Origin of the sequence: Microbacterium sp. ANT_H45B, assembly GCF_008369345.1 — a bacterium.
In the GTDB taxonomy this organism is placed as follows: Bacteria; Actinomycetota; Actinomycetes; order Actinomycetales; family Microbacteriaceae; genus Microbacterium.
In genome coordinates this window covers 509,603-533,450 of record NZ_VOBK01000001.1, presented here as the reverse complement: position 1 = coordinate 533,450, position 23,848 = coordinate 509,603, and the positions used below count along the sequence as shown (strand labels likewise).

The following is a 23,848-nucleotide window of genomic DNA, read 5'->3' as shown; positions in this document are numbered from 1 at the left end:
ACCTGACGATCATCGGTGATCGGGTATGCGCCACAGTAAGCGAAATCGATTTCATGCGCAAGCGAATTCGCGAGCGATCTCGCCGACCGTTCTCAGTCGACGCGGTCCAGATCCGCGGAGAACCAGAAGACGTTGTACGGCCCCCACAGGGAGAGGGTGAAGTGGATCCGACGCCCGTCCTCGGTGACGTACCGCGGATTCAGGTAGGGCGAGTACAGCCCCTCGTAGTCGCTGCCGGACACCAGCTCCAGCGGTTCGCCCCACGGCCCCCAGGGCGTGATGCCCTCGCGGATGTACGCGTTCCCGGCATCGGAGTACGTCATGATCCACCGCTCGAGATAGGTGGACCACATCACCGAGAGCTCTCCGATCGTGCCCTCCACGACGGTCGCAGCGTCCGCCATGTCAGAGCTCCACCGCGGCGTCTCCCCCTCTGTTCCGGCGAAGTACGAGTAGGCGGACTGATCCTCCACCGCATCCTCCGTCGCCTCGACGCGCATGAGCTGCACGCTGCCGAAACGACCGGACGGGATGGACCAGAAGTAGATCCAGTCCGTGCCGCCCTCGCTCACCCGCGCCGTCGCCACCTGCACGAAGTTCGAGTCCCCCGGCCACTCGACACCCTCGACCGGCTGCCAGCTCTCGCCGCCGTCCCGCGAGACGATGAGCGCGGCACGGTTGGCATCCCAGGCACCGGGCTCCCCCCAGAAGCGCACCGACATGTACGACACGTACATCGTCTCGCCGATCGTGAACCCGTACGTGGGGATCTTCGTCACCTCGCCCTCGGCGCCGTTCGCGTCGTGATCACCCTCGATCAGCGCGGCGGCGAGGCCGATGTCGTCCTCCACCCAGCCCTCGAAGTCGATGCCGTCGGAGGGGTCGTCGTCGGTGGTCCAGGCCGCGACGTTCGACCGCCAGAATCCGCCCTGGCCGCCGATCGACTCGGGATCACGCTCGCCGAACGTGTCGCCGAAGAGGAAGAACGTGCGGTCGCCGAGGTTCACCATCGAGCCGAGATCGGTGCCGGCGACCGAGACCGCTGCGGTGTCGTTCATGGCGTCGGGACCGGTGAGCTGCGCGATCTCGGTGAGGTTCGAGACCCCCTCCAGCACGAACGGCCGGTCGGGATCGGTGTCGACGCTCACCGGCTGCTCCCCTCCCCCGGCACCGGAGCAGCCGGCGAGTGCGAGGACGACCGCGACGGAGGCCGCGGCGAGACGACGGCGGCGCCGACGGGCGGTCGGAAGGGTGGGGGCGGGGGTCGGTGCGACACGGTGCATGATCCTCCTCGATCAGCGTTGCTGTGCCCCGAACCTAGCGAAATCGATTTCAGAAAACCAGCCCTCGCGAGGGGATCCGTCCGCGGGCGGCCCCGCCGTCGGGACGCCCGGGTCAGTCGTCGAGCATCCGATCGCGCACCTGGCGACGCAGCACCTTGCCGATGAGCGACCGCGGCAGCTCGTCGACCGCGACCACGCGCTTGGGCACCTTGTAGGGGGTGAGCCTGGTGCGGCAGAAGTCACGCAGGGCCCCGGCGTCGAGTGTCGCGCCGTCTCGCAGCACCACCGCGGCGGCGACCTCCTCGCCTCCGCTCGCGCGGGGCAGGCCGACCACGGCGGCGGCGACCACATCGGGGTGCGCCTCGAGTGCGTCCTCGACCTCGGTGGGCGAGACGTTGAAGCCACCGGTGATGATGAGCTCCTTGAGGCGATCGACGATCGTGACGAACCCGTCGGCCGAGACCTCGGCGATGTCGCCGGTGCGCAGCCAGCCGTCGGCGAGCAGCACATCGGCGGTGTCTCCGGGACGCCGCCAATAGCCCTGGAAGACCTGGGGACCGCGCAGCAGCAGCTCGCCGCGCTCGCCCGCAGGCATGTCGACGTCGGTGTCGGCGGGATCGACGATGCGGATCTCGGTGCTGGGGAACGGCACTCCGACGGTGCCGGGGCGCCGGCTCGGACCGATCGGGTTCCCGAGGGCGACGGGCGAGCTCTCGGTCATGCCGTAGCCCTCGACCAGGAGACCGCCGGTCGCCTCCTCCCACTTCTGCACCGTCGCCACCGGCAGGCTCATCGCCCCGGAGATCGCGAATCGCACCGTCGACAGGTCGATCGTGCCGCGCGCTGCCGCACGGGCGAGCTGGTCGTAGATCGGCGGTACGGCGGGCAGGAACGTGGGCGGACTCGTGCGCGCCGCCTTCGTGACCAGCCCGAGGTCGAACGTCGGGAAGAGCACCAGCTTCGCCCCGATGCTCATGGCGAAGGTCAGGCAGAGCGTCATGCCGTAGGCGTGGAACAGCGGCAGCACCCCGTAGAAGGTCTCCTCGCCGTCGACCAGGCCCGGCACCCACGCGCGTCCCTGCATCGCATTCGCCCGCAGGTTCGCGTGCGTGAGGATCGCTCCCTTGGGGATGCCGGTCGTGCCGCTGGTGTACTGCAGCAGCGCCGTGTCCTCGAGCGTCGGGCCCGCGACCTTGCGGGAGAGCGGGCGGTGATCGACCAGCTTCTTCCAGGGCAGCGCCCGCCGTGTCTTCGGCGCGGCCGTGAGCTTCGCCCGGGCAGCCCGGGCCTTCGGGACGGGCAGCCGCAGCAGCATGCGCTGCGAGGCGGGCATGGCCTCGGTCAGATCGACGCTGACGATGTGCTCGACCCGCAGATCCGACGGGAACTCGGCGATCGTGTCGACGGTCCTGTTCCAGACGATCGCCACCTTCGCGCCGTGGTCCTCGAACTGGTGGCGCAGCTCCCGAGCGGTGTAGAGCGGGTTGTGCTCGACGACCACCGCGCCGAGGCGCAGAGCGGCGTAGAACGCGATGACGTGCTGCGGGCAGTTCGGCAGCACCAGCGCGACCCGGTCGCCTCGGCTCACGCCCAGGCGTCGCAGCCCCTCGGCCGCGCGCAGGATCCGGTCTCCGAGCTCGCGATAGGTGGTGACCGCCCCGAAGAACTCCAGGGCCGGCCGCCGGCCGTAGGTCGCGACACTCGCCGAGATCATCTCCGACAGGGTCTGCGTCGGCGCGTCGATCTCGGCGGGCACGCCCTCGGCATACGAGTCGAGCCAGGGCCGGGAGTCATGCGAGTTCGCGGGCATGAACCCATCCTCCCCGACCCGGCTGTGAGAATCGCTACCGGTTCGCCGCGACCACCTGGGCGACGGCGGCACGCTCGTCGTCGGACGGCTCGGCGATCGCCATGCGGCAGTGCGTGTCGACCACGTCGAGCACGCGGTACGCCTCTTTCATGCGGGCCATGTCTCCGCCGATCAGAGACACGACGTCGTCGACCGCGGCCTGGGCCGACGCGATCGCCGCGGCATCGCCCGAGCGACCGGCATCCGCGAGAGCGCGGAACGGCTTCGGGGTGACCGACGAGACACCCGAGACGACGCCCTGCGCACCCACCTGCACCGCAGCGATCAGGTCGCGGTCGGCACCGGTGTAGAGGTCGAAGTCGGCGGGAACCACGGCGCGGTACGCGGCGATCTCGTCGAGCGACAGCTCACTGAGCTTCGCTCCCACCACGTTCGGCAGCGCGGCCAGGCGCACGAGAAGATCGGGCGAGACGGTGTTGCCGCTGCGCGCGGGGTAGATGTACACGTAGAGGCGCCCGTCGCCGACGGCATCCGACACCGCTCGGTAGTAGTCGAAGATCGCGTCTTCGGTCGACTTCAGGTAGTACGGGGTGAGCGCGGCGAACTCCGTCGCGCCGAGGCCCTTGGCGATCTCGACGAGGCGCACGGCCTCGAAGGTGCTGGGCTGGCCGACGTGCACGATCACGCGCATCTTGTCGGCGAGCTCCTCGAGGGCCGCACCCACGAGCGCGGTGAACTCCGCGACGTCGACGGCGGGGAACTCCCCCGTGGTGCCGAGCACGAACGCGCCCTCGTTGCCCGACTGCCCGACGAAGCGGAAGATCGCACGCGAGCCTTCCAGGTCGAGGCTGCCGTCGCGGTGGAACGCCGTGGGAACGGCGGTCACGATGTCGTAGCGGGTCACTTCTCGGTCTCCTTGGAGTTCTTGCGCGCCCTGCGGCTCGCACGGGATGAGGTGTCGACGTTGCGGACGGTCGAGGTGAGCAGGTCGGGGTCCGCGGCGAGCTCGTCGTGGGCCTTCTCGATCTGCTCGACCGTCGATGCGGAGAGGATCGAGTCCTCGAGTGAGGCACGTTCTCCGCGCGGAGAGCGTGCGGCGCGGATCGCGGGCATCACGATCGACAGCACGGCGAGCGCGAGCAGCACGAGCGCGATCGGGCTGACCACCTCGAAGAACGGACGCGTCGGCAGGATCGCCAACGTGCGAGCCAGGTTCTCCTCGGCCAGCGGGCCGAGCAGCAGGCCGAGCACGATGGGGCCGGCGGGCACCTGCATCCGCTTCAGCATCACCCCGATGACGCCGAACACGAGCATCGTGACGACGGTCGACAGGCTGTTCGAGGTGGCATACGTGCCGATGATGCAGAAGATCAGGATGCCGCTCCACAGGTACGGCTGGGGCACGTCGAGCAGCTTCACCATGCCCTTCATGCGCACGAGGCTCAGGGCGAGCGAGAGCAGCGTCGCGACGAGCATGATCCCGACGATCGAGACCACCAGGTCGGGGCGGTTGGTGAACAGGGTCGGACCGGGCGTGATGCCCCAGATGATCATCGAGCCGATCATCACGGCCATCACCGAGTCGCCGGGGATGCCGAGGGCCATCGTGGTCGTGAGCGAACCGCCGAGCGTGGCGCTGGAGGCCGTGTCGGAGGCGGCGACGCCCTCGATGGATCCCTTGCCGAACATCTCCGGGTGCTTCGAGGCCTTGCGCGCGCGCTCCCAGCCGATGAGCCCTGCGATGTCGCCACCCGCGGCGGGGATGAGGCCGACGCCGAGGCCGACGGCACCGCCGACCGCGGTCGCACGGCCGCTCTGCGTCAGCTCCGAGCGGTTCGGCCACCAGCGGCCGAGGCTCGAGATGGGGCGGACGTTGCTCTTGCGGTACGTGAGCAGCTGATCGAAGAGCTCGGCGATCCCGAAGAGGCCGATGATCACGGCGATGAAGTTGACGCCCTCGACGAGTTCGAGCACCCCGAACGTGAAGCGCTGGTCTGCGGTGGCCGCATACGTCCCGACGGTGCCGAGCATGAGGCCGAAGAGACCGGCGAGGATGCCCTTGAGCATCGACTTCGACGAGATGCCGATCATGATCGAGATGCCGAACACGACCAGCGCGAACAGCTCGGGCGATTTGAAGTAGTCGCGGGCGAAGCTCGCGATCGGCACAGCGGCGACGGCGAAGAGCACGAGCGAGGCGAGGATGCCGACGGCCGAGACGATCGCCGAGATCGTCAGCGCGAGGCCCGCTCTGCCCTGCTTGGCCATCGGATAGCCGTCGAGCGTGGTGGCGATCGACGCCGGGGTGCCGGGGGTGTTGATGAGGATCGAGGGCACCCTGTCGCCGAAGTTCGCCGCGACGTAGATGGTGAGCAGCACCGCGAGTCCCTGGACGGGCTCGAGGGTCATCGTGAACCCTGCGGCGAGGGCGACGGCCATGGTCGCGGTGATGCCGGGGAAGGCGCCGACCATGAAGCCGAGCAGGAGCCCCACGAGCATGTAGAGCAGGATCGAGATGTCGAGGAGCGAGTTCAGCCCCTCCATGAGCGCGTTCACAGCGGGATCCTCAGGAGCATGCCGAACACGACGTAGACGAACGCCGTGACGGAGACGGAGTAGATGATGAGGCTCAGCCAGCGGCGGTGGCCGTAGAGGAGCATGAGCGCGGCCATCAGCAGCGCGGCGGCGACCGGGAAGACCTCGATGCGATAGCCGAACAGGATGACGGTTCCGAGCGACCAGACGGCGATGAAGACGCCGGAGATCGCCAGGGTGGCGATGACGCGGAGCATCCCTCCGGACTGGATGCGGTCGAGATCCTCGCGGCCGGGGGCCGGGCGGGCGAGGGCCACCGCGAGCACGGCGAGCGCGATGACCACGGCGGTGACCGCGATGACCATCGGCCAGAAGCGGGCATCGATCTGACCGGGTGCGGCCTCACGGCGCAGCGGGATCTGCGTGGAGAGGAAGAGGTACCCGGCGCTGAACGCGAGGGCGACGACCCCGAAGGCGATCTCGAGCGGTCGGGAGGCGGGTGCGCCCTGGTGCTCGTCCGGTGCGGCCGGGCTCGTGACGTCGGCGTGCGACATGATGCTCCTTCCCTGGTTCGATGTACGGCGTGGGTGATGCGGGGCCGGAGATGAGCCCGGCCCCGCGGTCCCGGGCCGGTCAGCCCAGGAGGTCCTTGAACAGGTCGAACTGCTCGTTCACGAACGTGGTCCACTCCGCGGAGTCACGGTAGACGACGAGGTTGCCGGCATCCTTCTGGAAGGTCTGGTAGCCGTCGGACTCGACCGCCTGCTTCACGGCCGACTCGAGCTCGCTCTTCACGTCGTCGGGCAGACCCTTGGGGGCGTAGATGCCGCCCCAGCCGCCGAAGACGACGTCTTCGCCGATGGCCTCGTCGACGGTGGGCACGTCCTCCGCGTCGGGGTGACGCTCGTCGTTCATGACGCCGAGGATGCGTACGGCCTCGCCCTGCGCCAGCGCCTCACCGAGTCCCGACACCGCAGCGACGGTCTCGCCGGATGCCGCGGCGGCGACCGCCGTCGCGCCGCCATCGTAGGGCACGGGCGAGAACGTCGCGTCGGTCGCATCGCCGAGGCCGATGGTCGCCGCCTCCCAGATCGATCCGGCGCCGGAGTTCGCGACCGTGACGGCCCCGGACTTCGCCCGGTCGACCAGATCCTCCAGCGACTCGATGCCGCTGTTCGCGCCGACCGTGATGACGCCGGGAGCCAGCATGATCTGACCCAGCAGGTCGAAGTCCTCGGGCAGCACGTTGGCACTCTGGGTGGTGTTGAGCATCGCGATCTCGACGGGGGCAAATCCGATGACGTAGCCGTCGGGGTCCTGCGCTCCGACGTACTCCATGGCGAGGGCGCCTGCCGCCCCCGGCATGTTCTCGGGGATGACGCTGACGCCGAGGATCCCCTCGAGCTCGGTAGCGAGGGCACGCGACGACAGGTCGGAGCCGCCGCCGGGGTTCGCCTGGATGATCAGGCGGATGTCGTTCTCGGGAAAGGCGGATGCCGCATCCTCACCCTCTTCGACCTTCGTGCAGGCCGACAGGACGAGGGCGGTGGCGGCGACGGCCGCGATCGCGGCGGCGGCCCGGGTGATGCGCATGCGGGGCATCTTTGCTCCTCTACGTGGGTCGACCTTGTTGTCGACTCTCAGACCGTAGCAGCGTTTACTGTTAACAGTCAACACTGATACCGGTATACAACTCTCCGCCACCGCCTGTCATCCGCGCCCCGGCAGGTGCGAGGATGAGAGCAGCTACGAGGGGAGCGGAGCAATGTTCGATGAACGCAGACGCCAGCAGGCACTGGAGGAACTCGGCATCCTGGACACACCACGGGATGAACGAGTGGATCGGGTCGCCAGGCTGGCTCAGCAGATGTTCGGTATGCCGATGGTGAGCGTCTCGCTCCTGGACGGCGACCGCCAGTGGCGCAAGTCGGAGATCGGACTCGGCGGGCGAGAGGCGCCCCGACAGGATTCGTTCTGCGACTACACGGTCGGCCAGGACCGCACGGTGGTGATCGAGGATGCCAGCGCGACCGAGAGCTTCGCGGCGAATCCGTTCGTGGTCGGTGATCCGCACCTCCGGTTCTACGCCGGGCACCCGCTGCACGCACCCGGCGGCGAACCGGTGGGAACGCTGTGCGTCCTCGACACCGAGCCGCACACCTTCTCGGAGGCGCAGCGCGACCTGCTGCGCGACCTCGCCTTCTGGGTGCAGACCGAGCTCGCGGCCGACGCCGAGCTCGATCAGGCCACTCTGATCCAGAGCGCGCTGCGACCGCACTCGCTCCCCACCATCGCCGGCTACACGATCGCGGGCGGGGGCGCCTCGCGTGGCCGCCTGGCGGGTGACTTCTACGACCTCCGCCTCCACGGCGGCGCGCTGCGCATCACCCTCGCCGACGCGATGGGCAAGGGCACGGGTCCCGCCATCGTCGCCGCGGGCGTGCGCGCCTCACTGCGCACCGCTCCCGAGCGCAGCATCGCCGAGGCCGTCGCCGACGCCGACCGGCTGCTCGAGGAGGACCTCTCCGAGACGACGATGTTCGTGACGGCGGTCCACGCCGAGCTGCAGCCCGAGACCGGCGATCTCGAGGTGATCGACGCCGGGCACAGCCTCGCGTTCATCCTCCGAGCCGACGGCTCGTGGGAGCACCTTCGCTCGACCGGCCTCCCCCTGGGGATGGGCGCCGCCCTTCCGGACCAGGATGCTCGGGAGTCCCGGAACACGCGCCTCGAACCCGGAGACGCCTTCGTGTGCTGCAGCGACGGCCTGCTCGACGTGCTCGACGCCGATGACCCGTTCGCCCACGTGGCCCGCGTGCTCGACGCGCTCGGTCCCGATGGGGCGATCAACGAGGCGCTGCAGCTCATCTCGGACGATCGAGCGACCGACGACATCACCGTGGTCGTGGTGCGGCGCGACGCATGACCGCCCGCTTCGCCGCGATCCGCATCATCGCGGTGCTGTCGGTGCTGCTCGGTGTGAACTACGTCGCGTGGCGCTGGCTCGAATCGGTGAACTGGTCGGCGTGGTGGATCGCCGTGCCCCTGGTGATCGCAGAGACCTACAGCCTGATCGACACCTTCCTCTTCTGTCTCACGATGTGGCGGGCCAAAGAGCGGCCGGCTCCCGTGTCGCCGCCTCAGGGCACGGTCGACGTGTTCATCGCGACGTACAACGAGCCGATCGAGCTCGTGATGACGACCGCGCGAGCAGCGCGCGGGATCGCCTATCCGCACACCACCTGGATCCTCGACGACGGTGCCCGACCCGAGCTCGAGCGGGCCGCCCGCGACGCCGACATCGGCTACCTCACCCGCTCCGACGACTGGATGGGCAAGCCCCGTCACGCGAAGGCGGGCAACCTCAACAGCGCGCTCTTCGAGACCGACGGGGAGTTCCTCCTCATCCTCGACGCGGATCAGATCCCCGATCCGCTGATCCTGCACCGCACGCTCGGGTACTTCGCCGACGACCCGGAGGTCGCCGTGGTGCAGACCCCGCAGTGGTTCGTCAACGTCGACGAGGCCGACCCGCTCGGCAGCCAGGCGCCGCTGTTCTACGGCCCGATCCAGCAGGGCAAGGACGGCTGGAACGCGGCGTTCTTCTGCGGATCGAACGCCGTGCTCCGTCGCGACGCCCTGATGCAGCTCGGCATCATCGGCTACGTGCGCGAGGTGACGGACACCGCGGCTCGCGCGCTGCGCACCTCCGAGACCCTGGTCGAGAAGGAGATGCGCTCGGCATCCGATCCCGAACTCCGGCGCGAGCTTTTCGCACTGCACGTGACGATCGGCCAGAGCCGTCGTGATCTCGCCGGCGGGGCGCCCGTGCGAGAGGTCGCCGACGCGGTGCTGGCTGCGGTGCACAACGCCTCGGTGATCCTGGTCGCCAAGGATCTCGCCGGCATCAGATCCGACCTCGCGGAGCTGGGCTCGCTGCCGATCGCCCACGATGCGCAACTTGACGCGATCGTCGTCGACGAGGCGGGCCTGACGGCGCTCGCCCAGTCGGATCTGTCGCCGATCACTGCGCTCGACGCCGTACGAGCGCTGCTCGACGCTCTCCGCCTCGACCGCGGCGACGAGGCGCAGCCGATCCTTCCGCTCGCCACGATCTCGGTCACGGAGGACATGGCCACCGCGATGCAGCTGCACTCGCTCGGCTGGCGCAGCGTCTACCACCACGAGATCCTGGCGAAGGGCCTCGCGCCCGAGGATCTGCGGACGATGCTGACGCAGCGCCTGCGCTGGGCACAGGGCACGCTGCAGGTGATGCTGCGCGACAACCCGCTCGCGAAGCGCGGACTGTCGATCGGGCAGCGGCTGATGTACTTCGCCACGATGTGGAGCTATCTCTCGGGGTTCGCCGCCGTGATCTATCTCACGGCGCCGGTCGTCTACCTGGTGTTCGGCGTGCTTCCCGTGACCGCCTGGTCGGTCGACTTCTTCGTGCGGTTCCTGCCCTACTTCCTCGTCAACCAGCTGCTGTTCCTCGTGGTCGCCAAGGGGCTGAGAACCTGGCGCGGGCAGCAGTATTCGCTCGCGCTGTTCCCGGTCTGGATCCGCGCATGCTGGACGGCGTTCGCGAACGTGGTCTTCGGCCGCCCCCTGTCGTTCGCCGTGACGCGCAAGGACGGACGGGATCCGCGAGGAGTGCCGTGGCGCGAGATCTGGCCGCAGCTGACCGCGATGGTCGTGCTCAGCGTGGCGCTCGTGATCGGCATCACCCGCGTCGTCATCGGAACGGGCGACGGCACCGGCACCCTGGTCAACACGGTGTGGGTGCTGTACGACCTCGTCGTGCTCAGCGTCATCATCCAAGCCGCCCGCTACCGCGGACCGGCCCGAACCCTCGAGGAGGAGAACCATGGATCTCAGCACTGACATCAGGGACGGCTTCGCCGTGATCTCCCTGTCCGGACGCCTCACGGCGACGGGAGCACCGCTGCTCCGCAAGGCGGTGAACGACCTCGTGGCCGGAGGCGAGTCGAGGATCGTGATCGACATGGCCGACCTGCAGTTCGTCGATTCGTCGGGCCTGGGAGCCCTCGTCGGCGGTCTGAAGAGCGCCAGGGTCGCCGGCGGCGATCTGCGCATCGCGGCAGTGCCCGAGGCGGTGCGGACGGTGCTGCACCTGACGAATCTCGACCGCGTGCTGCTCGACCACCCGACACCCGAGACGGCGTTCGATGGGCGTTGAGGAGCGCCGGGCGCACGTCGCGGGCCTCGCCGGCCCCGCCTTCGTCGAGCACGTCCTCGACGCCCTGGACGCCCTCTGGGAGTCCGCCCCGCATGTGGCACCCGAGGACCGCACGCTGTTCGCACTGGCGGTCAGTGAGGTGTCGACGAACATCGCCACGCACGCTGACGCGCAGGGCGAGCCGGATGTCGGCATCACCGTCGAGGTCGACATCGAGGTCGGCGCCGACGACCTCGTCGCGACCTTCGTCGACACGGCCGATCCGGCCAGGATCGACTGGGATGCGGTCACGATGCCCGGCGTCGACAGCGAGAGCGGACGCGGCCTCGCCCTGTCGAGCGCTGTGCTCGACGATTTCGAGCACAGCGGCGATGCGACCGGCAACACCTGGGTGCTGCGTCGTCGCCTGACGCCTCCCGCCTGATCCGGACGGAGATCTGTCGGAGACCGTCAGAGATCCGACGCGCAGGCGCCGTCAGGCGGGTCGGTCGGCGAGCTCGCTCAGCATCCGATCCCTGGCGCCGTCGAGGTGGGCGGTCAGCACGGCGGCCGCCTGCTTCGGGGTGCCGGTGCGCATCACGTCCATCAGCCGCACGTGGTCGTCCGACGACTCATGCAGATCGTCATCGTGGTTGATCGTCACCTCGAGGAGCGCGGTGAAGGTCGGCAGGTACTGGCTCCATGCCCCCTGCAGGCGCGGGTGGTCGGCGAGCGCGTAGATCTGGGAGTGGAACTCCAGGTCCGCGGCGACGAAGGCGGCATGATCGCCGCTGTCTGCCGCCGCACCCATCCGCTCGACCGCTGCGGTCATCGAGGCCCACCGCTCGTCGTCCTCGACCCGCATCGCCCGCGAGAGCGCGAGCTGCTCGAGGGCGCCCCGCAGGCTGTAGAGCTGATCGACGTCGTCCTGCGAAAGACCGGTGATGTAGACGCCGCGAGGGCGCTGCACCTCGACGAGCATCTCGAAGCTCAGCTGCGTGAGCGCGTCGCGGATCGGACCGCGGCTCACCGAGAACTCCTCGGCCAGCGCCTCCTCGGTGATGCGGGCTCCGGGTGCGAGCTCCCCGCGGACGATGCGCTGGCGGAGCACCTGAGCGACCTGCACTCCGAGGGACTCCCCGCGCTTGACGGACTCTGTCACGGTGACCTCCTGTTAACTGTCGACAGCATACACACGAACGGGGAGCGCCTTCCGGCACTCCCCGTTCGCGATCCTGCTCGTGATCAGCTGAGCCAGGCCGGGGCCCGCCCGCGCAGGAACGCGCCGTCGAGCGAGAAGCGGCCTGCACCGCTGAACGCCAGCGCGAGGGCGGCGGCGCCCAGCACGGCGACGAACTCGTATCCGCCCTCGCCGACCCAGAGCCCCGCCGGCAGGTGCACGGCGAACAGCGCCACGACCATGTCGACCGCGAGGATGACGCCGACCGGGCGCGTGAAGAGACCGAGGGCGAGCAGGATGCCGCCGATGAGCTCGACGAACGCGACCAGAGGCGCGGCGATCTCGGGGAACGGGATGCCCATGCCCTCGAAGCTGCCGATGGTGCCGGGAATCGTGTACTCGAAGATCTTCTGCGCGCCATGGGCGGCGAAGATGACGCCGACCACGATGCGCAGGACGAGGAGTCCCAGCGAGGCGGCGGCGGAGGGGGCGGTGGTGTTCGTCATGAGGAGATGTTCCTTCGTGGCAGGACACCGCGCGCCAGGCGCGGAGCAGGGTGGATCCCTTCTCTCCACGCTAGGAAACCGACCTTTCCCTCTCCTGTGTGCAGCGCGCGACGCGCTCGCCGCCCGACACCTTCCGTAGACTCGCCGGATGGCGCGGTTCGCGTCCGGACGACGATGGGCGCAGCCGGGAAGGGGCAGGGGCGAAGGTGAGGGCACGATCGCTCTTCGGCGTGCTGCGCCTGGTCACAGCCGCCGTCTGCACGGTCGCGCTCGTGCACCGTCTCTTCTGGGGACTGAGCTCGCGGACGATCGCCGGCGAGAACTTCTTCGCCTATCTGACGGTGCAGTCCAACTGCGCGCTCGTGGTGGTCCTGCTGACCGGGACGGTGCTCGCCTTCATCCGTGCGACCGATCCGCGGTGGTTCACCGTGTCGCTGGCCCTCGTGCTCACCTGGACGATCACCGCAGGACTCGCGTTCGCGCTGATCGTCTGGCAGGCGGGTCTGCGCGGCATCCGCGTCGACGTGCCCTGGTCGGATCAGGTGCTGCACTTCTGGCTGCCCGCGTGCACCGCGATCGCCTGGGTCCTCACGCCGGGGCACCGCGGCGTGCCGTGGTGGGTGGTTCCGACGGCGCTCGCGTTCCCCCTCGCATGGGGCGGCGTGACCCTGTGGCGCGGCCCCTCGGTGGGCTGGTACCCGTACTACTTCCTCGACCCGCGTCAGGTGTCGGGTCCGCCGGAGTTTCTGCTCACCAGCGGTATCGCACTCGCGATCTTCGCCCTGGTCGCCACGGTGATCGTGCTGGTGAGCCGCATGCGCCGGCGCGGCGGCGAACGCCCCGAGGTGTGACGCACGCGGCCCGCCCGGTGCGCGGGGTCAGGGCGAGCGGGGTCAGGGCTCAGCCGTGCGCGAGGTGAGGGCCCGCGGGGTCAGGGCGTAGTGGCGAGGAAGGGAGTGAGCGAGGAGATCGCCGCCTCCAGGGCCTTCTGGTCGTCGAGCTCGGCGAACTCGCCCGCCGCATCGCCACCGACGATCCCGACGATCACGTTCTCCCCGGTCGCGGGCTGCAGGTTCACCCAGGTGCGGATCAGCGCATCACCGCCGACCGCATGCCAGACGGTGGGCGCCGCATCCGCATCGTCGCCCTGCGCGCCCGCGGCCCCCTCGGGAGGCGTAGCCGTCGCCAGGGGGTCGTCGAAGCGCAGCCATACGGTCTCGATGCGCCCCATGCCCAGGTCGGCGATCGCCCCCCGATGCCCGAAGGGCAGCGCCGGGGCGAACTGCATGCCGTCGCTCTGCAGCACGCCGAGCGGCACGGTGAGCAGGACACGGTCGAACGACAGGGATTCCCCGGATGCGATGCCGAGGCTGACACCCGCCTCGTCGTAGGCGACGCGTCCGACGGGTGACGACAGGCTCAGCCGGGCGCCCTCGAGCAGGGTGTCGAAGACCGGCGTCAGGTCGCCGAGCGGCGCCACGTCTCCCTCCGCGGGGAGCGCCGGCGGGAACCAGGTCGACTGCTCGTCGGCATCGGAGCCGGAGGAGGCCGCGATCGCGGCGAGGAGCGCGGCGAGCCCCGGTTCCTCGACATCGACGCCGGCGGCGCCGAGCGCGTCTTCGAGCGAGGAGTCGGTCAGCGCCTGCTGCGCGGCCGTGATGGCGGACTCGACGGGATCGACCGACGGCGCATCGACATCGCCCTCGCCCGATCTCCACCAGGATCCGGCGATCGGGGTGGTGCGGACGTCGAGGGTGTCGAGCGTCTCGATCAGTGCGGCGTCGGATGCGCCGAGCAGCCAGCCCCCGAGTTGGGCCGGGAACGGCCAGGCGTCGTCGTCCACGACCGACTGGATGCGTCCGCCGACGCGATCCCGCGCCTCGAACACCGTCACCTCGAGCCCGTCGGCCACGAGCAGCGAGGCCGCCGTCGCTCCGGCGAGACCCGCGCCGATGATCGCCACGCGCTCCCCTCGATCGGCGGCGCGCAGCAGCTGTGCGGCCGCGCGCTCTCCCGAACGGATCGCGGCCCCCACGGTGCCGGGGGCCTCCGTGTCGGTCGCCTCGCCGGCGAAGAACAGGCGCTCGTCGATCGGTTCGGCCAGGGCATCCCGCGCACCGGCGAGCACCCCGACCGGGGTGAAGCTGGCCGCGCCGAGCGCGAAGGCGTCGGTCGACCACGCGCTGCGCGCGAACGCCGCCGGCGTGATCGTGTCGGTGGTCGGCTGCGGCGTCGGCGAGCGGTCGGGCGTGGGCGACGGCGCCGGCTCGGGCGTGCAGGAGGCCAGAAGGACCCCGAGAACACCGGCTCCGGCGCCGATCAGCAGTGTGCGACGCGTCATCCTCATCGTGTCGCAACGATACCGCGCGCGGATGGACGCGCGTGCGGCATGCCGCCGGCGGACCTCTCCTGCACCGACGCGGAGAGCACTCGAACTGTCCCCCGAGCAGTGGGGATCGGGACAGTCGCCATCGGCGAGCGACGTCACACTGCCATTCTGGCTCGACGCTCGGAGGATGGAGACATGGCGATGAACGACCCTCAGATCTGGACACTCATCGGAGTGTTCGGCGCGGTGATGATCGGAGTGGTAACGGTCATGACCACCCAGTTCAGCAGAGTGATCCGAGCCGAGATCGGCCGGCTCGACGGCACCCTCACCGGCAGCATCGGCCGGCTCGACGGCACCCTCTCCGGCAAGATCGGGGCGCTCGACGGCACCCTCTCGGGCAAGATCGAAGCACTAGACGGCACCCTCTCCGGGAAGATCGAGGCACTCGACCATCGCCTCACCGGCCAGATCGACGCACTCGACCATCGCCTCACCGGCCAGATCGACGCACTCGACCATCGCCTCACCGGCCAGATCGAAGGTGTCGAAGGGCGGCTCAGCAGCAGGATCGATGCACTCGATTCAACGCTGAACGGTCGCATCGACACACTGGACAAAGAAGTGGCCGACATCGCGACCCGGTTCTTCGGAGCAGCCTGACTGCCGACGTCGGCAGCGATCGGCGACTATCTCAGCCGCGGCCGCTGCCGCTGCCGGGGCGCCAGAGGACGACGTCGGTCGACCTGCGCAGTCGACGGCCACCCGGCATCGGGATGACGCCGGCGGACCCTGCCGCGAACACGCGGACGCCGGGACGGTTCTCGCGCTCTGCGCGCAGTGCCGCATCGAGCTCGGCCACCCGTCGCTGCAGCATCCGGTTCTCGTCTTCGAGATCGAGCACGCGCGCGATCGCGGGGAGGCTCACTCCCTCGGACGAGAGCTGGGCGACCTCGCGCAGCTGCTCGATGTTGCGGCGGGAGTACCGCCGCGAGCCGCCGGAGGTGCGACCGGGCACGACGAGGCCGATGCGGTCGTACTGTCGCAGCGTCTGCGGGTGCATGCCGGCGAGCTCAGCGGCGACGGCGATCGCGAACACCGGGGTGTCGGCATCCACTCGTCGTTCAGTCACGGTGAATACCTCCTGCCTCGGTGTTCGTGATCCTCGTCATCATCTTCTAGCGGCGCGCCTTCGCCATGAGCTCGGCACGCGGGTTCTCGGACGGCTCCAGGGACTGGAACTTCTCCAGAGCCTCCCTGGCTGCCTCATCGAGGTGCGTCGGCACCGCGATCTGCAGCTCGGCAAGCAGATCGCCCGTGCCCTTCGTCGTCGTGACACCGCGTCCCTTGACCCGCAGCACACGGCCCGACGGGGTGCCGGGCGCGACGCGGAGCTTCACGGTGTCGCCGCTGAGCGTCGGCACCTCGATCGTCGCGCCGAGGGCCGCCTCGGTGAACGTCACCGGCACGACCACGCGCAGGTTGAGCCCCTCGCGGGTGAACACCGGATGCGGTCGCACGGCGATCTGCACGACGACATCGCCGTTCTCCCCGCCGTCCGGCGAGGGCCTGCCGCGTCCGCGCAGCCGGATCTTCTGACCGTCGGCGACACCGGCGGGGATCTTCACCTTGAACGGCTTGCCGTCGTCGCCCTGCAGGCTGATCGTCTCGCCCTGCACCGCTGTCGCGAAGTCGAGCGTCGTGCGCGCCGTGACGTCGGCACCCTTCTGGGGGCCGCCGAAGCCACGGAACCCCCCGGACGTCTGCCCGAAGCGGCCGGAGCCGAACGGCCCGCCCTGACCCTGGTTGAACATCGCGAAGATGTCCTCGAAGTCGGCGGACTGCTGCTGCCCGCGCCCCTGCTGCCCGAACCGGCTGAAGACGTCTTCGAAGCCGCCCGCACCCGAGCCACCCGCCGTGAAGCGGGCACCCGAGCCCATCGCGCGGATCTCGTCGTACTCCTTGCGCTGTTCGGCGTCGGAGAGCACCGAGTACGCCTCGCTGACCTCCTTGAACTTCGCCTCGGCCGTCGCATCACCCTGATTGGAGTCGGGGTGATACTTGCGAGCGAGCTTGCGGTACGTCTTCTTGAGATCGGCGTCGCTGACATCCTTCGAGACCCCGAGGGTCTTGTAGAAGTCCTTGTCGAACCAGTCCTGGCTAGCCATAGATCACCTACTCGGCAGGTACGGCGACGACGACCTTCGCGGGACGCAGCTCGACGTCACCGAGGCGGTAGCCCACCTCGACGACCTCGAGCACCGTGGTCTTGTCGGCGCCGGGGGTGGGCTGCTGGAAGATGGCCTCGTGGCGCTGCGGGTCGAACTCCTCGCCCTTCTCGCCGTACGAGACCACACCGAGCCGCTCGACCACGGCGCGCACCTTGCCCGCGATCACGGCGAAGGGCGTGCCCTCGACGAGATCACCGTGCTGGGCCGCGCGATCGAGGTCGTCGAGCACGGGGATGAGGCCCTTGGCGGCCTCGCCCTTCGCGCGTTCGATCTCGACCTGGCGCTGCTCCTCGGTGCGGCGGCGGTAGTTGGCGTACTCGGCCTGAAGACGCTTGAGGTCGTTCAGCAGCGTCGACTCCAGATCGGCGAGCACGGCATCCTCAGCCGCCGCCTCTCCGGTCTGGGTCGCGCCGAGGATGTCGTCGACCGTCAGATCGTCAGGGGCGCCGTCGACCGGCGTCTCATCAGATCCTTCTGCCGCCGCGGCCTCGCGCGAGTCGGGGTTCTGCGGCGAAGGGCCGGTGCTCTGCGCATCCGACCCCTCGCTGCGAACCTCGTCGTCACCTTCGAAGTTCTTGTCCGTCATGATTACTTCTTCTCGTCCTCGTCGTCCACGACCTCGGCGTCGATGACATCCTCGTCGGAGGAGGAGGAGTCATCGGCCGGAGCCTCGCCCGCGGCGTCGGCGCTCGGGGCGCCCTCGGCCTGGGACTGTGCGTAGATGGCCTCGCCGATCTTGCCCTGCGACTGGTTCAGCTTGTCGAACGCGGTCTTCACGGCCTCGTCGTCCTCGCCGGCCAGTGCCGTCTTGAGCGCGTCGACGTCGGCCTTGACCTCGGTCTTCACGTCCTCGGGCAGCTTGTCGTCGTTCTCGGTGATCAGCTTGTCGATCGAGTACGCGAGCGTCTCGGCCTGGTTGCGGACCTCGGCGGCCTCGCGACGGGCCTTGTCCTCGGACGCGTGCTCCTCGGCCTCACGGACCATGCGCTCGATGTCCTCCTTCGACAGCGAGGAGCCGCCGGAGATGACGATGGACTTCTCGGTGCCCGTGCCCTTGTCCTTCGCGGACACGTGCACGATGCCGTTGGCGTCGATGTCGAACGTGACCTCGATCTGCGGGATGCCACGGGGAGCCGGGGCGATTCCGGTGAGCTCGAACGTGCCGAGCGGCTTGTTGTCGCGGGTGAAGTCGCGCTCGCCCTGGAAGACCTGGATCGCGACGGACGGCTGGTTGTCGTCGGCCGTGGTGAAGGTCTCGCTGCGCTTGGTCGGGATGGCCGTGTTGCGCTCGATGAGCTTCGTCATCATGCCGCCCTTGGTCTCGATGCCGAGGCTGAGGGGCGTGACGTCGATGAGGAGGACGTCCTTGCGCTCGCCCTTGAGGACACCGGCCTGCAGGGCGGCACCGACGGCGACGACCTCATCGGGGTTGACGCCCTTGTTGGCCTCCTTGCCGGTCTCGCGCTTGACGAGCTCGGCGACGGCGGGCATACGCGTCGATCCGCCCACGAGGACGATGTGATCGATGTCGGCGACCTTGATGCCGGCTTCGCGGATGACGTCCTCGAACGGCTTCTTGGTGCGGTCGAGCAGGTCCTTGGTGAGGTCCTCGAACTTGGCGCGGGTGATGGTCTCGCTCAGCGACACCGGTCCGGACTCCGTCAGCGACAGGTACGGGAGGTTGATGCTGGTCGAGGTCGAGGAGGAGAGCTCCTTCTTGGCCTGCTCCGCCGCCTCCTTGAGACGCTGCAGGGCGATCTTGTCACCCGAGACGTCGACGCCGGTGGTCTCCTTGAACTGCTTGATCAGGTGGTCGACGAGGCGCTGGTCCCAGTCGTCTCCGCCGAGGCGGTTGTCACCCGAGGTGGAGCGCACCTGGATGGTCGAGAAGTCGTCGTCCTTGCCCACCTCGAGGAGGGAGACGTCGAAGGTTCCGCCACCGAGGTCGAAGACCAGGATGAGCTCGTCCTCCTTGCCCTTGTCGAGGCCGTAGGCGAGAGCGGCGGCGGTGGGCTCGTTGATGATGCGCAGGACGTTGAGGCCCGAGATCTCGCCGGCCTCCTTGGTGGCCTGACGCTCGGCGTCGTTGAAGTACGCGGGAACGGTGATGACGGCATCCGTCACGGTGTCGCCCAGGTACGACTCGGCGTCGCGCTTGAGCTTCTGGAGGATGCGCGCGGAGATCTCCTGCGGCGTCCACTTCTTGCCGTCGACGTCGAAGGTCCAGTCGGTGCCGACGTGGCGCTTGACCGACGCGATGGTGCGGTCGACGTTCGTGACGGCCTGGCGCTTCGCGGTCTCGCCGACGAGCACCTCCCCGTCCTTCGTGAAGGCGACGACCGACGGGGTCGTGCGGAAGCCTTCGGCATTGGCGATGACCTTCGGCTCGCCACCCTCGAGGACGCTGACGACGGAGTTCGTCGTACCGAGGTCGATTCCAACAGCACGTGCCATGTGATTCTCCTTTGTTGCGAGGTTGATGTGGTTCGGAAAACTCTGGGCGATCGGGAAAACCTGAGTCGCGATGACTCAACTGTAGCCGGGTGCCTCGGAGGTGTCAAACAAAGTTGATATGAATTGGCTCAACTTTGCCGAGGAGCGCGCCGGACTCGTCGTTGTTAGGGCACCCTCACTCGGAAGATGGCAGGATGGGAGGCAACGGACGACTCGACCCGCGAGCGCGTCCGCCGGCGGCGCCGCCCTGGTCGGCGCACCCGCGTCGGACCGCACCGCGCGCACCGCCCGTCTTCGGGGAGTGCGCATGACCGACACCGATGCCTACGACGCGCTCGTGATCGGCGGGGGGCCTGCCGGGCTCTCCGCCGCGCTCAACCTCGGCCGATCGCTCATGCGGGTGCTGCTCGTCGACGCGGACCGCCCTCGCAACGCGGCCACCCTGAACTCGCACGGCTTCCTCACCCGCGACGGCGTGCCCCCGCACGAGCTGCGACGCATCGCGCGCGAGGAGCTCGCGGCGTACCCGAACATCGAGGTGCGCACCCGCGTCCGGGTCCTCTCGCTCGAACGATCGGACGGCGCCGGGGATGCTCCACCGTCGGACGCTGGGACGGCGCGATTCACGGCGTCCGTCGGACGCAGGGATCCCGCCCGGGTCGTGACCGCGCATTCGGTGGTGCTGGCCACCGGCCTGCGGGAGACGCTTCCCGAGGCGCCGAACCTGCGCGGCTTCTATGGCATCAGCCTGTTCAGCTGCGCGGCCTGTGACGCCTGGGAGATGCGCGGGCGACGCCTCGCGCTGATCGGCACGACCGACGACCTCACCGACCGCGCACGGCTCATCTCACGCTGGACCGACCATCTGACCGTGTTCACTCTCGGCGCCGACACCGTCACGGTGGCGCAGGAGGCGGAGCTCGCCGCGGGCGGAGTCGCCGTCGCGCGGCATCCGATCTCCGAACTCGTCGGCGACCGCGGCCGCATCGAGGCGATCCGACTGGAGGACGTCACCGAGGTCGCGATCGACGGCGGTTTCGTGCGCCCGCAGTGGGAGACCGACCTGTCGTTCCTGCGCGGATTCTCCCCGTCGGTCGATCACGACGGCCACCTCGTCACCGATCGCTCGGGACGCACCGACATCCCCGGTCTCTACGCGGCCGGCGACGCGGCGATCCCCGGCCCGCAGCAGCTCATCGTCGCCGCGGGCGCCGGCGCGAGAGTCGCCTCGGTGCTGGTGCAGGACGCCGTCGGCATCACGACCGCGCACTGACCGCGTCGGACGACCGGCATCCGGTCACTTGCCGCCGGGAGGGCCTGCGAGAAGCAGCACGACGTACAGCGCGACGATGGCGACTACGAGCAGCAGCACGAGGACGAACGGCCTGAGCAGGAACCACCGCATCAGACGGTCGTACCAGCGGGCGTCGCGCGGGTCGTCGGTCTGCTCCCGCCGCCAGGCGCCCGCGAGACGACCGGTGCGCTGCAGCCAGATCTCCATCGGTATGGTCGCATAGGGGACGATCGCACTCGCCACGGCGAGGACGGCGACTCCGACGTGCCAGCGCTGATTCAGCGCGACGAGGATCGCGGTCGCCCCGTAGGCGAGGAAGACGAAGCCGTGGATGCCCCCGCCGATGGTGACCACGATGCCCGGCGCACCCGCGGCACGGGCGATGATCGCCGACATCAGGATGGTCCAGGTGATCGCCTCCGCGATCGCGAGGACCCGGTACAGGCGGTCGGGCGTACGGAACACGGGACTCCTCGGGTGGGGGTCCTTCCAGGGTATCCGGAATAGCGCCGCGGCCCCCGGCGTTGCCGAAGGCATGGTGACGGTCGAATCCACAGCTCTGGGGCGGGTGCTCGACTCCGTCGACCTGCGTGTGGGAGTGGCCCGACGCGTCGCTCTGACCGACGGCGACCGTCTGCCCCTGCCGTCGGGAGCGGCCACCCTGGTCTACATCGCCGCGGGGTCGGTGAGCGGGCATCCCCCCTCCACCGCCGGATGCCGCCTCGACGTCGACCGCACGGCCAGCGCCGGGACGACGGTCGTGGCGATCGACGAGCGGCCGCTGCGCGCGAGCCTCCTCGCGGGCGACGCGTTCCTCACGCTCGGCCGGACACCGGTTGCGCTGCGAGCGGACACCGCCTCCGATCTGGTGGTGGTGGAGCTCGAGTTCTCCGACAGTGCGTCCCGGCTCGCCGCACTTCTCCCCGACCCGATCACCGTGATGTCGTTCGACGCGCTCGAACCGGCGGCGGCGGCGCTCGCGGCGAGCATGGGCCCGACCGATCCGCCGTCGTCGCCCGAACGCCAGGGCGATCCCGTGATCTGCCGCGTCATGGCGAAGACTGTGCTGCTCAGCGTGATCCGCGCCTGGGCGGCAGAGGGCTGCGCCCCCGAGGGCTGGCCCTCCGTGGCGAAGGATCCGTTCCTCGACCGCGTCGTCGACGCCATCCACGCGCAGCCGGGTCAGGACTGGACGGTCGAGCGCCTCGCCGGCGTCGGCGCGATGTCGCGCTCCGTGTTCGCCGAGCGCTTCCGCACGGCGATCGGCCGCTCCCCCGCCGACTACGTCACCGAGGTGCGCATCGATGCGGCGAAGCGGATGCTGAGCGAGGGCCGCTCCGTCAGCGAGACCTCGCGCGAGCTGGGCTACGCGTCGGACGAGGGATTCAGCCGCGCCTTCCGTCGCCGCACCGGCATGACGCCGTCCGCGTGGCGGGCTCAGGCGCTGACCGCCGTCCCCGCCTGAGCACGACGTCCCCGCCTGAGCACGACGTGGGAGCCCGGGCCCGACACGACGCCCGCTGTCGAAAGCGTCCGGCGCGTCAGCTCGATCCGAGTCCGTGCCCGGTGCCGGACGCCGCGATTCAGGTGAGCGCGGCCGCGGCCGCTGCCGTGCTCGTACGATTCGACAGCCCGAACAGCACGGCGCCGACCAGCAGCGAGATCGCGCCGAGAACGTAGACGAACTCGACGTCGAGAGTGTCGACGAGCAGGCCGCCCACGCCCGCGGCCAGTGTGATCGCGCCCTGGAATCCGACGACGACCAGGCTGCCGCCGGCCTCGAGGCGGTCGGGGGTGCGATGGCCGACCCACGTGTTGATCACGAGCAGCCATGACGAGAAGAAGAACCCCCACACGAGCACGACGATGCCGATGCCGAGAACCGATCCCGACAGGAAGATCATCGAGAGCACCGATACCGAGATCACGAGCGGTGCGAGCACCGCGAAGAAGGCGAACGTGCGGTCGATGACGAATCCGAGCCCGAGGTTGCCGGCGAGGCCACCGACCCCGAACAGGGCGAGCAGCACGATGATGGTCGACGGCTCGACCTCCGGGATGCGTTCGAGAGCGAGTCGCACGTAGGTGTAGGCCAGGAAGTGGCCGAGAACGACGAGCACGTGTCCGACCATGCCGAGTCCGATGCCGGGACGACGCAGGGTGTCGACGAGCAGACGGATGCTCGACGCCTGCTCGGCGGGGACGGACGGCAGCAGGAATCGCAGCGCCACCGCCAGCAGGACCATGAGCACGCCGGCGATCGCGAAGACCGTCTGCCAGTCCACGACCTCGCTGAGCATCACACCCAGCGGAACACCCGCGACCGTGGCCAGCGAGACACCGGCCGAGGTGAACATGACACCGCGGCCGAGATGCGAAGGGCCCGCGAGTCGGGCGGCGACCGTGATCGACATCGCCCAGAAGGCGCTGATCGCCGCGCCGAGGAGGAATCGGGCGAGCAGCACGATGATCAGGTTCGGCGCGATCGCCACGATGAGGTTCGACACCGCCGCGGCGAGCGCCATCCAGACGAGCAGCGAGCGGCGGTCGAGCCGGGGGAACATGAGGCCGACCGTCGGGGCGACGATCAGACCGACGAGCGCGGTGACCGTGACCGTCTGCCCCGCCTGGCCGGGGGTGACGCCGAGGGCATCGGCCATCTCGGTGAGCACGCCGTTGGGCAGGAACTCCGCGGTGACGAGCAGGAATCCCATCAGCATCAGCACGATGAGGCCGCCGTAGCGGATCCGCTCGGAGGGTGCGGTGGTCGTGGGAACGGGCGCGGTCGTCGTCATGGTTCCAGGTTCGCAGCCGCAGAGGGTCGGTGCCCGACGCGGCGTCTGCGGCATCCGACCATTCGTCCGGACCGGGTCTGGACAGCATCCGTCCGCGCGCCCTAGGCTCGACCACGCGCCGGGTGATCCCGGAAGGCCCGAGCGAGAGGAGTGGATGACATGAACATCGTCTCTGTCGTGACCCTCGCCGACATCCTTCCCCTCGAGGCCGCCCGCTCCTGATCCGCGCGTGGCCTCCCCTCCCTCGGAGCC

The 23,848-nt window shown here is 69.5% G+C and carries 23 protein-coding genes; 8 read left to right on the top strand and 15 right to left on the bottom strand.

Features of this window, described 5'->3' with window-relative positions:
- Nucleotides 1-92: 92 nt before the first annotated feature.
- The 6 genes from FQ142_RS02630 to FQ142_RS02605 all read right to left on the bottom strand — a co-directional run bounded on the left by FQ142_RS02630 (nt 93) and on the right by FQ142_RS02605 (nt 7,221).
- On the bottom strand, nt 93-1,283 hold the full coding sequence (locus FQ142_RS02630) for a DUF4185 domain-containing protein (RefSeq protein WP_149422093.1): 1,191 nt from the start codon (nt 1,281-1,283) through the stop codon (nt 93-95).
- Nucleotides 1,284-1,395: 112 nt separating this feature from the next.
- A complete protein-coding gene (locus tag FQ142_RS02625) occupies nt 1,396-3,093 on the bottom strand; it encodes a long-chain-fatty-acid--CoA ligase (protein ID WP_149422092.1) in 1,698 nt (565 codons plus the stop codon).
- A 34-nt stretch (nt 3,094-3,127) separates the two neighbouring features.
- The gene (locus FQ142_RS02620; protein WP_149422091.1) at nt 3,128-3,997 is read right to left on the bottom strand and encodes a dihydrodipicolinate synthase family protein; all 870 of its coding nucleotides are present in this window, start codon (nt 3,995-3,997) and stop codon (nt 3,128-3,130) included.
- Nucleotides 3,994-5,649: a tripartite tricarboxylate transporter permease gene (locus tag FQ142_RS02615; RefSeq protein ID WP_149422090.1), complete on the bottom strand. Its 1,656-nt coding sequence runs from the start codon at nt 5,647-5,649 to the stop codon at nt 3,994-3,996. Before FQ142_RS02615 ends, FQ142_RS02620 begins: the two co-directional genes overlap by 4 nt.
- Entirely contained in the window at nt 5,646-6,182 is a 537-nt protein-coding gene (locus FQ142_RS02610) for a tripartite tricarboxylate transporter TctB family protein (RefSeq protein WP_149422089.1), read from the bottom strand. The genes FQ142_RS02615 and FQ142_RS02610 overlap by 4 nt, the downstream gene beginning before the upstream one ends.
- A gap of 79 nt (nt 6,183-6,261) precedes the next feature.
- On the bottom strand, nt 6,262-7,221 hold the full coding sequence (locus tag FQ142_RS02605) for a tripartite tricarboxylate transporter substrate binding protein (RefSeq protein ID WP_262492033.1): 960 nt from the start codon (nt 7,219-7,221) through the stop codon (nt 6,262-6,264).
- Nucleotides 7,222-7,393: 172 nt separating this feature from the next.
- On the opposite strand from FQ142_RS02605, the gene FQ142_RS02600 reads away from it, so the two are divergent.
- The 4 genes from FQ142_RS02600 to FQ142_RS02585 are packed head-to-tail and all read left to right on the top strand — an operon-like array spanning nt 7,394 to nt 11,252.
- Nucleotides 7,394-8,554 (top strand): PP2C family protein-serine/threonine phosphatase, encoded by a 1,161-nt coding sequence (locus FQ142_RS02600; protein WP_149422087.1) that lies wholly within the window; start codon nt 7,394-7,396, stop codon nt 8,552-8,554.
- Nucleotides 8,551-10,512 carry a glycosyltransferase family 2 protein gene (locus FQ142_RS02595; RefSeq protein WP_053098056.1) on the top strand — a complete coding sequence of 654 codons (1,962 nt, stop codon included), beginning with the start codon at nt 8,551-8,553 and terminating at the stop codon, nt 10,510-10,512. The genes FQ142_RS02600 and FQ142_RS02595 overlap by 4 nt, the downstream gene beginning before the upstream one ends.
- On the top strand, nt 10,496-10,828 hold the full coding sequence (locus tag FQ142_RS02590; protein ID WP_053098057.1) for an STAS domain-containing protein: 333 nt from the start codon (nt 10,496-10,498) through the stop codon (nt 10,826-10,828). The genes FQ142_RS02595 and FQ142_RS02590 overlap by 17 nt, the downstream gene beginning before the upstream one ends.
- Nucleotides 10,818-11,252: an ATP-binding protein gene (locus tag FQ142_RS02585; protein ID WP_053098058.1), complete on the top strand. Its 435-nt coding sequence runs from the start codon at nt 10,818-10,820 to the stop codon at nt 11,250-11,252. Before FQ142_RS02590 ends, FQ142_RS02585 begins: the two co-directional genes overlap by 11 nt.
- A gap of 51 nt (nt 11,253-11,303) precedes the next feature.
- Here FQ142_RS02585 and FQ142_RS02580 read toward each other — a convergent pair whose 3' ends face one another.
- Both FQ142_RS02580 and FQ142_RS02575 read right to left on the bottom strand, forming a co-directional pair.
- Nucleotides 11,304-11,969, bottom strand: a complete 666-nt coding sequence (locus FQ142_RS02580; RefSeq protein WP_056414926.1) for a GntR family transcriptional regulator — start codon at nt 11,967-11,969, stop codon at nt 11,304-11,306.
- Nucleotides 11,970-12,052: 83 nt separating this feature from the next.
- The gene (locus tag FQ142_RS02575) at nt 12,053-12,493 is read right to left on the bottom strand and encodes a DoxX family protein (protein WP_056414923.1); all 441 of its coding nucleotides are present in this window, start codon (nt 12,491-12,493) and stop codon (nt 12,053-12,055) included.
- A gap of 206 nt (nt 12,494-12,699) precedes the next feature.
- Here FQ142_RS02575 and FQ142_RS02570 point away from each other — a divergent pair, with 206 nt between their 5' ends.
- Entirely contained in the window at nt 12,700-13,344 is a 645-nt protein-coding gene (locus tag FQ142_RS02570; protein WP_235564052.1) for a Pr6Pr family membrane protein, read from the top strand.
- Between the two features lie 80 nt (nt 13,345-13,424).
- Here FQ142_RS02570 and FQ142_RS02565 read toward each other — a convergent pair whose 3' ends face one another.
- Complete coding sequence (locus FQ142_RS02565; protein ID WP_262492032.1) at nt 13,425-14,834, bottom strand: flavin monoamine oxidase family protein; 1,410 nt, start codon at nt 14,832-14,834, stop codon at nt 13,425-13,427.
- A gap of 222 nt (nt 14,835-15,056) precedes the next feature.
- Between FQ142_RS02565 and FQ142_RS17375 the strand changes: the two genes are divergently transcribed.
- Nucleotides 15,057-15,485 carry a hypothetical protein gene (locus FQ142_RS17375; protein ID WP_188042279.1) on the top strand — a complete coding sequence of 143 codons (429 nt, stop codon included), beginning with the start codon at nt 15,057-15,059 and terminating at the stop codon, nt 15,483-15,485.
- A 31-nt stretch (nt 15,486-15,516) separates the two neighbouring features.
- Here FQ142_RS17375 and FQ142_RS02555 read toward each other — a convergent pair whose 3' ends face one another.
- From FQ142_RS02555 to dnaK, 4 genes are read right to left on the bottom strand one after another with little or no spacing between them, the layout of a single operon-like run.
- Nucleotides 15,517-15,954: a heat shock protein transcriptional repressor HspR gene (locus FQ142_RS02555; protein WP_149422085.1), complete on the bottom strand. Its 438-nt coding sequence runs from the start codon at nt 15,952-15,954 to the stop codon at nt 15,517-15,519.
- A gap of 46 nt (nt 15,955-16,000) precedes the next feature.
- On the bottom strand, nt 16,001-16,990 hold the full coding sequence (locus tag FQ142_RS02550; protein WP_056414916.1) for a DnaJ C-terminal domain-containing protein: 990 nt from the start codon (nt 16,988-16,990) through the stop codon (nt 16,001-16,003).
- A gap of 7 nt (nt 16,991-16,997) precedes the next feature.
- Nucleotides 16,998-17,639 (bottom strand): nucleotide exchange factor GrpE, encoded by a 642-nt coding sequence (locus FQ142_RS02545; protein WP_149422084.1) that lies wholly within the window; start codon nt 17,637-17,639, stop codon nt 16,998-17,000.
- A 2-nt stretch (nt 17,640-17,641) separates the two neighbouring features.
- Complete coding sequence (gene dnaK, locus FQ142_RS02540; RefSeq protein WP_149422083.1) at nt 17,642-19,507, bottom strand: molecular chaperone DnaK; 1,866 nt, start codon at nt 19,505-19,507, stop codon at nt 17,642-17,644.
- A gap of 307 nt (nt 19,508-19,814) precedes the next feature.
- Between dnaK and FQ142_RS02535 the strand changes: the two genes are divergently transcribed.
- Entirely contained in the window at nt 19,815-20,780 is a 966-nt protein-coding gene (locus FQ142_RS02535; RefSeq protein WP_149422082.1) for an NAD(P)/FAD-dependent oxidoreductase, read from the top strand.
- Nucleotides 20,781-20,804: 24 nt separating this feature from the next.
- On the opposite strand, the gene FQ142_RS02530 is transcribed toward FQ142_RS02535, so the two are convergent.
- Complete coding sequence (locus FQ142_RS02530; RefSeq protein WP_149422081.1) at nt 20,805-21,266, bottom strand: DUF3817 domain-containing protein; 462 nt, start codon at nt 21,264-21,266, stop codon at nt 20,805-20,807.
- Nucleotides 21,267-21,336: 70 nt separating this feature from the next.
- On the opposite strand from FQ142_RS02530, the gene FQ142_RS02525 reads away from it, so the two are divergent.
- The gene (locus tag FQ142_RS02525) at nt 21,337-22,266 is read left to right on the top strand and encodes a helix-turn-helix domain-containing protein (protein ID WP_149422080.1); all 930 of its coding nucleotides are present in this window, start codon (nt 21,337-21,339) and stop codon (nt 22,264-22,266) included.
- A gap of 118 nt (nt 22,267-22,384) precedes the next feature.
- On the opposite strand, the gene FQ142_RS02520 is transcribed toward FQ142_RS02525, so the two are convergent.
- Complete coding sequence (locus tag FQ142_RS02520; RefSeq protein ID WP_149422079.1) at nt 22,385-23,596, bottom strand: MFS transporter; 1,212 nt, start codon at nt 23,594-23,596, stop codon at nt 22,385-22,387.
- Nucleotides 23,597-23,848 lie beyond the last annotated feature (252 nt).

Excerpts from the sequence above, each read along its gene's own strand:
- FQ142_RS02625 (WP_149422092.1), bottom strand. The coding sequence starts at position 3,093 with ATGCCCGCGAACTCGCATGACTCCCGGCCCTGGCTCGACTCGTATGCC.
- FQ142_RS02550 (WP_056414916.1), bottom strand. The coding sequence starts at position 16,990 with ATGGCTAGCCAGGACTGGTTCGACAAGGACTTCTACAAGACCCTCGGG.
- FQ142_RS02605 (WP_262492033.1), bottom strand. The coding sequence starts at position 7,221 with ATGCGCATCACCCGGGCCGCCGCCGCGATCGCGGCCGTCGCCGCCACC.
- FQ142_RS02610 (WP_149422089.1), bottom strand. The coding sequence starts at position 6,182 with ATGTCGCACGCCGACGTCACGAGCCCGGCCGCACCGGACGAGCACCAG.
- FQ142_RS02565 (WP_262492032.1), bottom strand. The coding sequence starts at position 14,834 with ATGACGCGTCGCACACTGCTGATCGGCGCCGGAGCCGGTGTTCTCGGG.
- FQ142_RS02525 (WP_149422080.1), top strand. The coding sequence starts at position 21,337 with ATGGTGACGGTCGAATCCACAGCTCTGGGGCGGGTGCTCGACTCCGTC.
- FQ142_RS02595 (WP_053098056.1), top strand. The coding sequence starts at position 8,551 with ATGACCGCCCGCTTCGCCGCGATCCGCATCATCGCGGTGCTGTCGGTG.
- FQ142_RS02590 (WP_053098057.1), top strand. The coding sequence starts at position 10,496 with ATGGATCTCAGCACTGACATCAGGGACGGCTTCGCCGTGATCTCCCTG.
- FQ142_RS02575 (WP_056414923.1), bottom strand. The coding sequence starts at position 12,493 with ATGACGAACACCACCGCCCCCTCCGCCGCCGCCTCGCTGGGACTCCTC.
- FQ142_RS02535 (WP_149422082.1), top strand. The coding sequence starts at position 19,815 with ATGACCGACACCGATGCCTACGACGCGCTCGTGATCGGCGGGGGGCCT.
- FQ142_RS02600 (WP_149422087.1), top strand. The coding sequence starts at position 7,394 with ATGTTCGATGAACGCAGACGCCAGCAGGCACTGGAGGAACTCGGCATC.
- FQ142_RS02545 (WP_149422084.1), bottom strand. The coding sequence starts at position 17,639 with ATGACGGACAAGAACTTCGAAGGTGACGACGAGGTTCGCAGCGAGGGG.
- dnaK (WP_149422083.1), bottom strand. The coding sequence starts at position 19,507 with ATGGCACGTGCTGTTGGAATCGACCTCGGTACGACGAACTCCGTCGTC.
- FQ142_RS02585 (WP_053098058.1), top strand. The coding sequence starts at position 10,818 with ATGGGCGTTGAGGAGCGCCGGGCGCACGTCGCGGGCCTCGCCGGCCCC.
- FQ142_RS02520 (WP_149422079.1), bottom strand. The coding sequence starts at position 23,596 with ATGACGACGACCGCGCCCGTTCCCACGACCACCGCACCCTCCGAGCGG.
- FQ142_RS02630 (WP_149422093.1), bottom strand. The coding sequence starts at position 1,283 with ATGCACCGTGTCGCACCGACCCCCGCCCCCACCCTTCCGACCGCCCGT.